General features: G+C 61.7%; 13 protein-coding genes. 5 read left to right on the top strand and 8 right to left on the bottom strand.

The annotated features are described in order from the left end of the window. Nucleotides 1-5 precede the first annotated feature (5 nt). A complete protein-coding gene (locus AC2GXZ_RS11935) occupies nucleotides 6-1,001 on the top strand; it encodes a LacI family DNA-binding transcriptional regulator (protein WP_483759348.1) in 996 nt (331 codons plus the stop codon). Nucleotides 1,002-1,005: 4 nt separating this feature from the next. On the opposite strand, the gene scpA is transcribed toward AC2GXZ_RS11935, so the two are convergent. Next, nucleotides 1,006-3,153, bottom strand: coding sequence for a methylmalonyl-CoA mutase (gene scpA / locus AC2GXZ_RS11930; RefSeq protein ID WP_483759424.1), 2,148 nt, complete (start codon nucleotides 3,151-3,153; stop codon nucleotides 1,006-1,008). Between the two features lie 684 nt (nucleotides 3,154-3,837). Between scpA and AC2GXZ_RS11925 the strand changes: the two genes are divergently transcribed. Further along, on the top strand, nucleotides 3,838-4,107 hold the full coding sequence (locus AC2GXZ_RS11925; protein WP_483759347.1) for a ribbon-helix-helix domain-containing protein: 270 nt from the start codon (nucleotides 3,838-3,840) through the stop codon (nucleotides 4,105-4,107). 70 nt (nucleotides 4,108-4,177) lie between these two features. Here AC2GXZ_RS11925 and AC2GXZ_RS11920 read toward each other — a convergent pair whose 3' ends face one another. The 7 genes from AC2GXZ_RS11920 to AC2GXZ_RS11890 all read right to left on the bottom strand — a co-directional run bounded on the left by AC2GXZ_RS11920 (nucleotide 4,178) and on the right by AC2GXZ_RS11890 (nucleotide 10,973). Then, complete coding sequence (locus AC2GXZ_RS11920; protein ID WP_483759346.1) at nucleotides 4,178-4,417, bottom strand: hypothetical protein; 240 nt, start codon at nucleotides 4,415-4,417, stop codon at nucleotides 4,178-4,180. A 39-nt stretch (nucleotides 4,418-4,456) separates the two neighbouring features. Beyond that, complete coding sequence (locus AC2GXZ_RS11915) at nucleotides 4,457-5,134, bottom strand: DUF2161 domain-containing phosphodiesterase (protein ID WP_483759345.1); 678 nt, start codon at nucleotides 5,132-5,134, stop codon at nucleotides 4,457-4,459. A 66-nt stretch (nucleotides 5,135-5,200) separates the two neighbouring features. After that, nucleotides 5,201-7,219, bottom strand: a complete 2,019-nt coding sequence (locus tag AC2GXZ_RS11910; RefSeq protein WP_483759344.1) for an acetyl-CoA carboxylase biotin carboxylase subunit — start codon at nucleotides 7,217-7,219, stop codon at nucleotides 5,201-5,203. Between the two features lie 4 nt (nucleotides 7,220-7,223). Further along, nucleotides 7,224-7,649: a hypothetical protein gene (locus AC2GXZ_RS11905; protein ID WP_483759343.1), complete on the bottom strand. Its 426-nt coding sequence runs from the start codon at nucleotides 7,647-7,649 to the stop codon at nucleotides 7,224-7,226. Between the two features lie 84 nt (nucleotides 7,650-7,733). Continuing rightward, entirely contained in the window at nucleotides 7,734-8,846 is a 1,113-nt protein-coding gene (locus AC2GXZ_RS11900) for an NnrS family protein (protein WP_483759342.1), read from the bottom strand. Then, complete coding sequence (locus tag AC2GXZ_RS11895) at nucleotides 8,839-9,411, bottom strand: UbiX family flavin prenyltransferase (RefSeq protein WP_483759341.1); 573 nt, start codon at nucleotides 9,409-9,411, stop codon at nucleotides 8,839-8,841. Before AC2GXZ_RS11895 ends, AC2GXZ_RS11900 begins: the two co-directional genes overlap by 8 nt. Beyond that, entirely contained in the window at nucleotides 9,408-10,973 is a 1,566-nt protein-coding gene (locus tag AC2GXZ_RS11890; RefSeq protein ID WP_483759340.1) for a UbiD family decarboxylase, read from the bottom strand. Before AC2GXZ_RS11890 ends, AC2GXZ_RS11895 begins: the two co-directional genes overlap by 4 nt. 112 nt (nucleotides 10,974-11,085) lie before the next feature. Here AC2GXZ_RS11890 and ubiT point away from each other — a divergent pair, with 112 nt between their 5' ends. Genes ubiT through ubiV form a run of 3 tightly spaced genes read left to right on the top strand, consistent with a single transcriptional unit; the run spans nucleotide 11,086 to nucleotide 13,522 of the window. Continuing rightward, nucleotides 11,086-11,610 (top strand): ubiquinone anaerobic biosynthesis accessory factor UbiT, encoded by a 525-nt coding sequence (ubiT, locus tag AC2GXZ_RS11885; protein ID WP_483759339.1) that lies wholly within the window; start codon nucleotides 11,086-11,088, stop codon nucleotides 11,608-11,610. Continuing rightward, nucleotides 11,601-12,578: a ubiquinone anaerobic biosynthesis protein UbiU gene (gene ubiU / locus AC2GXZ_RS11880; protein WP_483759338.1), complete on the top strand. Its 978-nt coding sequence runs from the start codon at nucleotides 11,601-11,603 to the stop codon at nucleotides 12,576-12,578. The genes ubiT and ubiU overlap by 10 nt, the downstream gene beginning before the upstream one ends. An 8-nt stretch (nucleotides 12,579-12,586) precedes the next feature. Beyond that, nucleotides 12,587-13,522 (top strand): ubiquinone anaerobic biosynthesis protein UbiV, encoded by a 936-nt coding sequence (gene ubiV, locus AC2GXZ_RS11875; RefSeq protein WP_483759337.1) that lies wholly within the window; start codon nucleotides 12,587-12,589, stop codon nucleotides 13,520-13,522. Nucleotides 13,523-13,574 lie beyond the last annotated feature (52 nt).

The following is a 13,574-nucleotide window of genomic DNA, read 5'->3' as shown; positions in this document are numbered from 1 at the left end:
AGAGAATGCGCTTCGTCAGCGCCGAACAGGTCGCCCAACTTGCAGGCGTTTCCCGCTCGGCCGTCTCCCGCACCTTTACCGCGGGTGCAAGCGTCTCTCCGGCGACGCGTGAAAAGGTCATGAAAGCGGCCGAGGAACTCGGTTATCACGTCAACGATCTCGCCCGCGGCGTACTTGCCAACCAGAGCCGGCTTGTCGGCGTCGTCGCCACCAAGCCGGAAATCGGCTTTCGCGCCCATCTGACGGCGGCTCTCACCAAGGCCCTGATCCGCCGTGGCTCTATCCCGGTTCTGATCAATACCGGCGAGACCGAGGAAGAGTTGCTCGCTGCGCAAAAAATGCTGATCGGCCACCGCGCCGAGGCGACCGTCATTCTCTCCGGCTCGCCCCCTGCAAGCTTTTTCGAACTCGCCCAGCGCAACGGGCAACCGCTCGTCGTCATCGGCCGCTCCGAACCGGATGCAGACCATGTTCTCGCCGGCAACGCCGAAGCGTCCGAACAGGCGGCCACCGCCTTCATCGCCGCCGGTCGCTGTCGCATGGCGGTTATCGGTTCGCATTCGGCAACACCGAGCATCGCCGAGCGGGAAGAAGCCTTTGTTGCCGCCGCCCGTGCGCAGGGCTTCGAGGCGCGGACCGCACAGGGTCGCGATTCCGATTACGATGGCGGCGTCAGCGCCGCCCGCACGCTGTTTGCCGACGGAGAGCGACCCGACGCGATCTTCTGCGCCAACGATCTTCTCGCCTTTGGAGCAATGGACGTGATCCGCCAGGAATTCGGCCTCACTGTTCCGGGCGATGTCGCGGTGATCGGTTTCGACGACGTGCCGGAAGCGGCTTGGATGAGCTACGGGCTGACGACTTTCCGCCAGGACCCGACGGTTATCGCTGCCCGCGCCGTGATGCTGATCGACCGACGGCTGCAGAACCCGGACGAACCGCGCGCCTGGGAGCGGATCACGCCGCAGCTGGTTTTCCGCAGGAGTTTCCCTGCCGTGTGACCTGTCAGGCGACGGCATTTCTCCGTTTGCCTTCCAGAAGGTCGATGATCGAGTTTGCGGCGTCGAGAACATTGGTGCCGGGCCCGAAAACCGCCGCAACCCCATGCTCGAGCAGATAATCGTAATCTTGCCGCGGAATGACACCGCCGACAACCACGATGACGTTTTCCGCGCCCTTCGCCTTCAGGGCCTCGACCAGCTGCGGCGCCAGCGTCCGGTGGCCGGCGGCAAGCGATGACATGCCAACCACCTGCACCTTTTCCCTCACCGCCAGATCGGCGACCTCATTCGGGGTCTGGAACAGCGGGCCGGCCAGAACCTCGAAACCGATATCGCCGAAGGCTGACGCAATCACCTTGGCACCGCGGTCATGGCCATCCTGGCCGAGCTTGGCGACCAGGATTTTCGGTTTTCCGCGGCCGGAGGATTCTCCGTAGTCGGATAGCCGGCTTACGATCGTCGAGTATTCCGGATCGCCCTCATAGGCGGGGCCATAGATGTCGCCCACCACTTCCGGCACGGCGGAGTGGTCGCCGAAGGATTTCCGCATGGCGTCGGAGATCTCGCCGACCGTTGCGCGCGCACGTGCCGCCTCGACTGCGGCTTCCAGCAGGTTGCCGTTTCCGCTCCTTGCCACATCGCTCAATGCAGCCAGCATTTGCTCGACCCGTTTCGGATCACGGCTCCGGCGCACCTCTTCCAGCCGCTTGATCTGGCCGTTGCGAACCGCCGTGTTGTCGATCGCGAGGATGTCGATATCGTCCTCGTTTTCCAGCCGGAACCTGTTGACGCCGACGATGACGTCCTCGCTGCGGTCGACCTTGGCCTGGCGCAGCGTTGCGGCCTCCTCGATGAGCCGCTTTGGAAGACCGTCACCCACCGCCTTGGTCATGCCGCCGAGGCTTTCGACCTCCTCGATCAGCGCCCAGGCCTTCTCCGCCAACTCGTTGGTCAGGCTCTCGACATAATAGGAGCCGGCCAGCGGATCGACGACCTTGGTCACGCCGGTCTCGTGTTGCAGGATGAGCTGGGTATTGCGGGCGATGCGGGCGGAAAAATCCGTCGGCAGTGCCATCGCCTCATCCAGCGCATTGGTATGCAGCGATTGCGTGCCGCCAAGCACCGCCGACAGCGCCTCGTAAGCCGTGCGGATGACATTGTTATACGGATCCTGCTCGGCGAGCGACACGCCGGATGTCTGGCAATGGGTGCGCAGCATCAGCGAACCGGGCTTTTTCGGCTCAAACTCCTCCATGATCCGCGACCACAGGAGACGCGCGGCACGCAGCTTTGCCGCTTCCATGAAAAAATTCATGCCGATGGCGAAAAAGAACGACAGCCGCCCGGCGAAATCATCGACATTCAGACCCTTGGCGAGTGCCGCCCGCACATATTCGCGCCCGTCGGCCAGTGTGAAGGCCAGTTCCTGCACCAAAGTCGCGCCCGCCTCCTGCATGTGATAGCCTGAGATCGAGATCGAGTTGAAGCGCGGCATCTCTTTCGCCGTATATTCGATGATGTCGGCAACGATCCGCATCGAGGGTTCGGGCGGATAGATATAGGTGTTGCGGACCATGAATTCCTTGAGGATGTCGTTTTGGATCGTTCCGGAAAGCTCGGCCCGTGAACACCCCTGCTCCTCACCGGCAACGATGAAGGAGGCGAGGATCGGGATCACCGCGCCGTTCATCGTCATCGACACCGACATGTCTTTCAGCGGAATGCCGTCGAACAGGATCTTCATGTCCTCGACACTGTCGATCGCAACACCCGCCTTGCCGACATCGCCCTCGACGCGCGGATGGTCGCTGTCATAACCGCGATGGGTGGCAAGGTCGAAGGCGACCGAAAGCCCCTTCTGCCCGGCAGCAAGATTGCGGCGATAGAAGGCGTTGGATTCCTGCGCGGTGGAAAATCCCGCATATTGGCGGATCGTCCAGGGCCGTCCGGCATACATGGTGGCCCGCGGCCCGCGCACGAAGGGTTTGATCCCCGGCATCGTATCGAGATGGGAAATGCCGTCCAGGTCTTCCGCCGTATAGAGCGGCTTGATATCGATACCCTCGGCCGTGTGCCAGGTCAGTGTTTCGGGCGAGGCCTTCAGTTCCTTTTCCGCAAGCGTTTCCCAATCCTTCCGGCTGGCTTTCCCAATGGTTGCTGGCCGGGTGGTTGCTTGTTTTGTGGCCTTCGAGCTGTTGTCCGACACCGTTATCCTCCTGAACATGGGGTTTCGTTCACGCACGCCTTTCAGCGCCATGGTGGTGAATATAGAACTCGGACGGGGCGCTGAAAGCTGCCTCTTAAAGTTAGTTTATAGGTGACACCTCTCAGCGCCCCGTTCGGCAGTTTTTATCCGCAACTCCGGTCCCTCTGCCTCAGCCTTTCCAGATGGTGTTCGTCTGGCGCTGCGGATCACGGGCGGAACGACTTACCGCCAACATTCCGTTTTGCCGCCGCCGGGCTTCTCGCTGTCGCGAGCGGGCTACGAAAGCCCGGCGAAACCATCCATCAGGCCACCCTGTGTGCCGCACAGGCACGCCCGGCGCGCCGATCGGGCATCAGAAGCGGAAAGGCCGGTCCGAAACCTTTATCCACTTCCCCCGTGTCGCCGGAGGGAGACCATTTTCTGCGAACCCCGATGAGAGAGACTTACGTCCTTTCTCCCCCACCGGCGCCGGTCCCGCCTCGCCGGAACGACTCCCGGTGTATCCGCGACGGAACGGCAGGATTGTAGGCATGGATTTGCGGGGCGGGGACGAACGGAGATGAAGAATTTTCTGAAAAATTGATTCCGGCGCCACTCGGTAGTATTTTGCCTGCAGACAGGGAGATGCCGATGTCCGTGAACGCGTCCGTTTCGATATCCGATCAGCAGGATGCCTTTGCCCGCAAGCTGGTGGAGGAGGGACGTTATACAAGCCTCAGCGCAGTCGTGCAGCGCGGCCTGGAACTTCTCCGCGAGGAAACGGAACTGGAAGATACCGATCTGGATGCGCTCAAGTCGCTTTTGAACGATCGCATGGATGGCGAGTTTCTGACGATGGAAGAAAGCGATCGGCAGCTCGATGCTATGATGGAAGAGAAAAAGGCCAAGCTTGGCCTATAGGATCCTCCGTTCCGCGGCAGTCAAACGAGATCTCGATCTCATCGTCGAGCATCTTTTCCAGCCCTATATTTCATTCGGGGAGCCTGTAGACGAAGCTTTTGCACGTGCAATACGGCGGATCGAATTGATCCGATCCGATATGAACAGCCTGGCTTATGCTCCCCATCAGGGCACGAAGATCGAGACTATCCGGGTCGGTTTGCGGCATGTCACGAAAAACAGGGCGATATTTTACTTTCGCGTCGATGAAGCAACCAAATCCGTACATGTCCTTGCCGTCTTCTTCGGCAGTCAGGACCACCAGAACCATATGCTGAAACGGCTCGGATATTAGCGCCACCAAATCGTGTCATGCTCCATCTGAAGCGCCGCAATCGGTACCTGCACGATATTGTGCAACCGCCTGCACCCCGCCCTCGCTCAATCCATAAACGCCCTTGTCGATCCTTTCGAACCAGCCGTAATAATTGTCGCGCAGCATCTGTCCGGCCTTGGGCGTGATCGCCTTCAGGTCGCGTGGCCGGAGCGGCCCGTCGACAAGTGCTGCCGCGCAGGCAAGTGCCTGCTGGCGATAGGCGGTCATGATCGGCACCTTGGTGGAGCCGCCAAGCGCTGGGTCGCCCTGGCGTTTGCGGTGCTCCCTGACCAGTTTCGTGCGCCGCTTCGGGTTGGTTCGCGGCATGGGCGAGACCGAACTGACGAGGATGCTGACCTCCCCCGCATCGGAGATACCCAGCATGCCGATGCCGAGCCGCCGGCAGAGATCGCGGTAACGTTTGTCGCTTTCGCGTCCCCGGCCCGTGGCGGAGACACGCGCGGCAATCCACACGTCGTCGGCAGCGCAGGCACGATCAACCGCCTGCAGGATCAGTTCCAGGTTGAAGGAGAGCTTCAGTTCGCAGATGACGACCACGGTCGGGTCGCCGTCGCTCAGGCCGAGCACATCGCAGCCGCCGATCTCGCCCTTGACCAGGTAGCCGGACGCTTCGAGGAATTGTTTGACGGGGAGGTAGAGCGAAGTTTCCATAAAGGTCCAAATCAGCAATCGGTGACCGATAACATGATTTGCGGGCTATGACCCAGATCGATCGCCTTATTCGAATTCGAGGATGAGTTCGTCCACCGCAAGGCTCTGGCCCGCGGCGACGGCAACGCGCTTGACGAGGCCCTGACGTTCGGCCTTCAGCACGTTTTCCATTTTCATCGCCTCGACGGTGGCAAGCGTCTGGCCGGCTTCTACCGTCTCGCCTTCCTGCACCGCGATCGAGCTTATCACGCCGGGCATCGGGCAGAGCAGCATTTTCGACGTATCCGGCGGCAGCTTGACCGGCATCAGCCTGGCGAGTTCGGCGATCCGCGGCGAGCGCACGCGCGCCGTCACGTCCATGCCGCGCCAGCGCAGCCGGATTGCCGATCCGGCGCGATCGACCTTCACCATCATGCTGTCGCCGCCGATATGGAAATCCGCCAGGCTCTGTCCCGGCAGCCAGCCGGTTGCAACCGCAACGGGGCCGGCGCCGTCGAAACGCAGGAAAGCCCCGTCCGCGGCCATATCGAGCGTAACCGCTGCGTGGAACGAGGTCTGCCCACCTGTCGAAAGAGTGACAACCCAATCCTTGGCCACCACGCGGCGGCGCCTGGCCAGCGTGCCGGAAATCCAGCCGGCGCGTTCTTCAAGGGCCTGATGGATCAGCACGGCAATCGCCGCGAGTTTTTGCGCATCTTCGGTTTCGGGAAGGACGCCGCCAAAACCATCCGGAAACTCCTCGGCGATATAGGCGGTGGTCAATTGACCGGACCGGAACCGTTTCTGGCCCATAACCGCAGAGAGGAATGGCAGGTTGTGGCCGATGCCTTCCACTTCGAATGCATCCAGCGCCTCGCCCATCGCCTCGATTGCCGCCGCGCGATCCTCGGCCCATGTGCAGAGCTTGGCGATCATCGGATCGTAATGCATCGAAATCTCGCCGCCTTCGAAAACGCCGGTGTCGTTGCGGATGATCGCACCAGTATCCTGCAGGCCCTCGACAGGCGGGCGGTAGCGTGACAGCCGTCCGATCGAGGGCAGGAAATTGCGGTAGGGATCCTCGGCATATAGCCGGCTTTCGATCGCCCAGCCCGTCAGCGCGACGTCCTTCTGTGCGAATGTCAATTTCTCGCCGGCCGCGATGCGGATCATCTGCTCGACGAGATCGATGCCGGTGACCAGTTCGGTAACCGGATGTTCCACCTGCAGCCGGGTGTTCATCTCGAGGAAATAGAAATTCCGATCGCCGTCGACAATGAATTCCACCGTGCCGGCGGAAAAATAGCCGACTGCTTTGGCAAGCGCCACGGCCTGTTCGCCCATCGCCTTGCGGGTTTGTTCGTCGAGGAAAGGCGAGGGTGCCTCTTCGATGACCTTCTGGTTCCGCCGCTGGATCGAGCATTCGCGTTCGCCGAGATAAAGCGTGGTTCCGTGTTGGTCGCCGAGGATCTGGATCTCGATATGGCGGGGCTGGGTGACGAATTTTTCGATGAAGATGCGGTCGTCGCCGAACGCGCTTTTCGCCTCGTTGCGGGAGGACTGGAACCCTTCGCGGGCTTCCGTCTCGTTCCAGGCGATCCGCATGCCCTTGCCACCGCCGCCGGCAGACGCCTTGATCATCACCGGGTAACCGATCGACGCAGAGATCCTGACCGCCTCCTCGGCATCCCCGATCAGGTCCATATGGCCCGGCACGGTGGAAACGCCGGCATCGGCCGCGATCTTTTTCGAAGTGATCTTGTCGCCCATCGCTTCGATTGCCTTGACCGGCGGACCGATGAAGGCGATGCCTTCCTTCTCCAGCGCGGCGGCAAAGGCGGCATTTTCCGACAGAAAACCGTAGCCGGGATGGACGGCATCGGCGCCGGTCCGGCGGATGGCGTCGAGGATCCTGTCGATGGCGAGATAGGACTGGCCGGACGGTGCGGCACCGATATGAACGGCTTCGTCCGCCATTGAAACATGCAGCGCATTGGCGTCGGCATCGGAATAGACCGCGACGGTTGCAATGCCCATTTTTTTGGCCGTCTTGATCACACGACAGGCGATTTCGCCGCGATTGGCGATGAGGATCTTTTTGAACATGGGATCAGTGCTCGCCTTCGGACGTGTCTTCGTCGCGATATTTGCGGTCATAGGGAAGCGTCAGGATGGCGGATGCCGCTGCCGCCGCGCCAAACAGTGAGGCGAAGGGGACGATCATCAGAAGAAACGGAACAATCGGATTGGATGCTCTTAACAGCAACCGGCCGAGCCCGCCGATATCGAGCGCGATCAGGGCGATGCCGACGATTGCACCGATCGACACTCCGAACAGCGCGTTAAGCCCGAGAAATCGCAGCATCAGGACGTGATCGCGGCGGGCCTCCTCCGGCGTCATCCTCGGCTTGCGGGAATTATGCAGCAAGGCATCCCGCGCCCTTTGACGGCCGGCCCGACTTTTCAGCCAGCGGGGTTTCAGCCAATCGAATTGATCGGGAAGCTTGGCCATCTGCTGCACGAACGGAACCGGCATGGTGTTGATCTCCTCCTCAACACCCCATTTGTTGCGCGCCCGGCTGCCGGGCTCAAGCCCTATTTTTGTCTTGTCTCAACAACGTCAGTCGGCGCAACGGGTGCTCGATCTTGTCATTACGAGCAGGGCATACCCTGAAAAACCGAGCAACCAGGCGATCCGGGTGGCCACCAGCAGGTCCGGATCGCAGCCGGGATAAAGTGCATAGCCAATGCGCAGGGCAAGCGCTGCAGCAAGCAGGAGATAGGTCGCCGAACCGAGGCTCGAGTGCTGGAAGGACTGGCCGTTGCGCTTGCGTATGATCGAGGTGGCGATCGCGACAGCCAGCGAGGCAAGCCCACCGATCGCCAGAACGTGAATCGGCACCGCCAGCGGCAGCGTGCTTCCCGGCAGCGCCTGGAGTGCCAGAAGCAAAAATCCGGCACGTTTGGCGGCTATCGCAAATGTCATGAAGCGCACGCCGCTAAGATGAAATGCCTGCCACGGCGCGATCCATACCATCCAGGCAAACCCGCTGAGGCCTGCCAGTGTCGCCGGGGCGGCATAGGGTAGATCGAAGGCAAAGAGCAGCAGGGTTAAAAGGCTGGTCACGCGCTGGGTGACCGAAAGCCAGGCGGGCGGAAACGGCCGCGACGGCCCGCCCTCGCGAGTGCGCCCGGCATCGATGACCATCGGAAAAATCCGGTTGCCGACCTCAAAGCAGATCGCAAGGATCAGGCAGAAGCCGAGCATCCTTGCACCCGTCCACAGATCAAGCGCGGCGATCACGCCGGTGCCGGCATGGGCGCCGGCAAGCGCCAGCAGCGGATAGGTGCGCGAGGCGCGGGCGCGGATGGCCGTCAACGATAGGGCGGCAATGGCAACCAGACCCACGACCGATCGCAATTGCGCGCCAGTGACCGGATCGACGAAGCCGGTGAGAAACGCCAGCGCCTGTGTCATCAGGATCAGGCGGATCCATTGCGGCGCAAGGATTGGCCGGCCGACCCAGCGCGGCAGCGCTTTCAGCATAAAACCGAACAGCTGCACCAGCATGAAACCGAAGATCAACTCATTGGCGTGAGCCGAATAATCGCCGCCGTTGAAGCCGATCGCGCGGATCGCCGTCAGCGCTGCCAGCAGAAAGGCCAGCCGGAAATAGTCCGTTGTCCGGCCGCTGCGGGAAGACGCCCTCGACGGCAAATTAGCCTCAGGCATCGCCGTCCCATTCGGCGGCAAGCGGACGTTGTCCCAGATCGAGCTGGTCGATCGCACGGGCGGCTATGTGATCCACAATGTCGGCTATGCTTGTCGGGCGTCGATAAAAGGCGGGCATTGGCGGCATGATCGTTGCACCCAGTTCGGTGACCGCCACCATGTTGCGCAAATGGCCGAGATGCAGTGGCGTCTCGCGCGCAATCAGGATTAACCGGCGGCGCTCCTTCAGATGCACATCGGCAGCGCGGGTCAGCAGATTGTCGGAAAGACCCGTGGCGATCGCTGAGAGTGAGCGCATCGAGCAGGGTGCGACGATCATCCCGGCGGTGCGAAACGAGCCGCTGGCGATCCTGGCACCGATATCGTCGACCGGATAATGGCGATGGGCGAGTTCCGACAGTTGCGCGAGGCCGTCGCTGCAGACTTCGTGTGCGAAGGTACGGGCAGCCGCATTCGAGACGACGAGATGCAGCTCGACATCCGGCAGACCGGTGAGCAACTGACCGATCCGCAAGGCAATCGCCGCGCCCGAGGCACCGGAGACGCCGAGCACGACGCGCTTCACGGTTTTTCTCCGATCCGGTCGAGCCCCAGATCGTCCCACATGGCTGAGACGCGGCTCTCGACCTCCGGTGTCATGGCGAGCACCCGGCCCCATTCGCGGTCGGTCTCGGGCCCGATCTTGTTGGTGGCGTCGAGCCCCAGTTTGCCGCCGAGCCCGTGTTTCGGCGAGGCGAAATCGAGATAGTCGATCGGCGTGTTGTCGAGCACCACCATGTCGCGCGAGGCATCAAAACGGGTCGACAGTGCCCAGATCACGTCAGGCCATTGGCGAATATTCACATCCGGGTCGACCGCAATGATCAGCTTCGTATAGCTGAATTGCGGCAGCATCGACCAAAGTCCCATCATTATCCGCCGTGCCTGGCCGGGATATCGTTTGTCGATCGACACCACGATTGCGCGGTAGGAACAGGCTTCCGGCGGCAGCCACAGGTCGACGATCTCCGGAAACTGCTTCTTCACCAGAGGAATGAAAAGCTCGTTCATCGCCTCGCCCATCACCGAAGGTTCGTCCGGCGGACGGCCGGTATAGGTCGACAGGTAAACCGGCTTCTTGCGCATGGTGATCGCGGTCACCTGCATCACCGGGAACCGATCGACGGCATTGTAATAGCCGGTATGGTCGCCATAAGGCCCTTCATCGGCGATCTCGCTGGCTGAGACCGTGCCTTCGATAATGATCTCGGCATTGGCAGGAACGTAGAGCGGCTGGGTTTTGGCCTTGACGACCCGGCTGCGGCGGCGGCGCAGCACGCCGGCGAAGGAAAGTTCGCTCATCCCCTCCGGCAGTGGCATGACGGCCGAGAGGATCGTCTGCGGGTCGCTGCCGATCGCGATTGCGACCGGCATGTCGCGGCCTTCCCTTTGCCATTGCCGATGGTGCCCGGCGCCGCCGCGATGCGCCAGCCAGCGCATGATCAACTGGTCGCGGCCGAGTTTCTGCATCCGGTAGACACCGAGATTGACGTCGTTTTCATCATCGAGTCCGCGGGTGACGACGAGCGGCCAGGTGACGAGCGGCGCGGGTTCGCCCGGCCAGCACCACTGGATCGGCAGCTTTCCAAGATCGATCTCGTCGCCGATCAGAAGCTGCTCCTGACTTCGTGCCCAGCTGGTCTGGCGGCGCACGCCGAGCGACAGCGCTGAACGCAGCATCGGGAACTTGCCGACCGCTTCCTTGAGCGATGCCGGCGGTTTCGGCTCGCGCAGGTCTCCAAGCAATGCGGCGAGGTCTCCGATCCTGCCGGGCGCAAGCCCGAAACCGAGCTCGATCCGTTCGCGCGTGCCGAACAGATTGGCGAGGAGCGGGATGGAAACGGCATTGCCCTCGGCATCCACCGGCTTCTCGAACCAGAGGGCCGGGCCACCGGCCTGCAGCACGCGCCGATGGATCTCTGTGACCTCGTGGACGAGGCTGACCGGCCGGGAAATCCGCTTCAGCAGGCCGCGCCGTTCAAGCTCAAGGGCAAAATGCTGCAGGTCGTCGTATCGGCCGGGAACGCGGCCGGTGGAGGACGGAGTGACATGAGTGGGAGCTGGATCGGATGCAGAAACATGGGCCATGCCTCTCTGTGCCGAGAGATTTTCGCCAAGTCCTTGTCATAGCTCAACTCGTCGGGCCGGGTGCCGCCTTACTTTCCTCCGACTATAGATTTGGAGACCTCAGGTCCGCCCCATGCAGATACACCCCATTCTGACAGCACCCCTTGCCATGATCCCGGTCGCCCTGATCGAGCGGATCTGCCGGGTCATGTTTACCCGCATTGCCAAGGCCCATCCGGGCCTGTTCGAACGTCTCGACGAACACCGGGCCAAGCGCTTTGCCTTCCTTCCGACCGATCTCCCGCTCGCCTTTGTTGTTGTGCCGGCGGAGCAGCAGATTTCCGTTTTCCGCAAGCCGGTCGATGTGCAGGCCGACGCCATAACCGAGGCGCCGCTTTTTATGCTGCTGGCGCTGATGGAAGGACGCTGCGATGCCGATGCGCTGTTTTTCTCTCGCGATCTTTCGGTGACCGGCGACATGGAGGCGATGCTTGCCATGCGCAACGCGCTCGATGCCAGCAATATCGATCTGCGGGACGATCTGGCGCGGCTGGCCGGCCCCTTTGCGCCGATCGCCGGCCGGGTCATAGGAGAAATTCGCGACCGGGCGCTGAAGGAGGATAATCTTTCCGGCAGGGAGCGCGCCTCATGGAACTGATCTGCCCCGCAGGCACGCCGGCCGCCTTTCACGAGGCGGTCGATGCCGGTGCCGATGCCGTTTATTGCGGTTTTCGCGACGAGACCAATGCCCGCAATTTCCCCGGTCTCAATTTTTCCCGCGAGGAGCTGAAGGAAGCGATCGTTTATGCCAAGAGGAAGGGTACCCAGACCTTCGTGGCGATCAACACCTTCATGCGGGCGGGTGCCGAAGAGATCTGGTACAGGGGCGTCGCCGATGCTGTGTTGCTCGGTGCCGATGCGCTGATCCTTGCCGATTTCGGGCTGATGGCACATGTCGCCGAACACTATCCGCAGCAACGCCTGCATGTCTCGGTTCAGGCCTCCGCCTCCAATCCGGATGCGATCAATTTTCTCGTCGATGCCTTCAACGCCCAGCGTGTCGTTCTGCCGCGCACGCTGACGATCGCCGACATTGCAAGGATCGGCAAGGCCATTCGCTGCGAGATGGAGGTCTTCGTGTTCGGCGGCCTCTGTGTCATGGCCGAAGGCCGCTGTTCGCTCTCCTCCTATGCCACCGGCAAGTCGCCCAACATGAATGGCGTCTGCTCGCCGCCGAGCCATGTGCGTTATCGCAAGGATGGCGCCGACCTCGTTTCAGAACTTGGCGATTTCACCATCAACCGTTTTCCGGCCGGCGAGGCGGCCGGTTATCCGACACTGTGCAAGGGGCGTTTCGATATCGCCGACAGCAAGGCATACGCCTTCGAGGATCCGGTTTCGCTCGATGTGATGGGAGAGCTGGAAGCGTTGAAGGCAGCCGGCGTCAGAGCCCTGAAGATCGAGGGTCGGCAGCGCGGCAAGGCCTATGTGGCGGAAGTCGTGTCGACCATGAAGGCTGCGCTCAACAGCCCGCCGGAGCGGCGTGCGCCGATTCTCGCGCGACTGCGCAGCATGAGCGAAGGGCAGAAAACGACGTCCGGCGCCTACGAGAAACGCTGGAGATGAGACCGGTTATGCAGAACAAGAAAAACAGCCTGACGCTCGGTCCGGTCTATTATCTCTGGAACCCGGAAAAATGGCGTGACTTCCATTTCCGCATCGCCGACGAGGCACCGGTGGATCGGGTGGTCATCGGCGAAACGGTTTGTTCCAAGCGCCAGCACTTCATTGAACCGCATCTGGCCGACGTTGTCGAGCGGCTGGAAAAAGCCGGCAAGACGGTGGTCTTTTCAACGTTGGCGCTGGTGACGCTCAATCGGGAAGCCAAGCAGATCCGCGAGATGGCGGAAGTAAGCGAGCATCTTCTGGAAGCCAATGACCTGTCGGCGCTGGCAATTCTGAAGGGCAAGCCCCATACGGTAAGCCCGCTGGTCAACGTCTATAACGCGCCGACCGCCAGGTTGCTTGCAAGCCGTGGCGCAACGCGTATCTGTTTGCCGCCCGAACTGCCGTTTGCCTCGGTCAAGCAGATTGTCGCCGAATGTCCGCAGATCGATTTCGAAGTCTTTGCTTTCGGCCGCATGCCGCTGGCGATTTCGGCGCGTTGTGCCCATGCCCGTTCGAAGGGCCGGATCAAGGACAATTGCCAGTTCGTCTGTGGTGAGGATCCCGATGGCTTGCCCGTCCGCACGCTGGATCGCCAGTCATTTCTGGCTTTGAACGGCGTGCAGACCGTCTCGCATGCCTGCCAGTCGCTGATCGGCGAAATCGATCATCTCGTTGCGGCAGGTATCGGCTCGTTCCGCCTGTCACCGCAGGATTGCGACATGGTTGCGGTGGCAAGGCTGCATCGCGCCGTGCTCGACGAAAAGATCGACGCGGATGAAGCGGTGGTGAACCTGCAGGCAATCTATCTTGCAGCACCGCTGGCCAACGGCTTTCATCATGCCAGGGAAGGTGCCGCCTGGGTGGCACGGACGCGCAGCCTTCAGGCAGCCTGGCCGGCGTGACACGTATCGGGGGGGAAATTTCGCAGGGTTTGCGGTTATAGAGAACAAAAAA

This window comes from Aliirhizobium sp. YIM B11859 (assembly GCF_057163345.1).
Note: the sequence above shows the minus strand (reverse complement) of the source record. Positions and strands in the feature narration are given on the sequence as shown.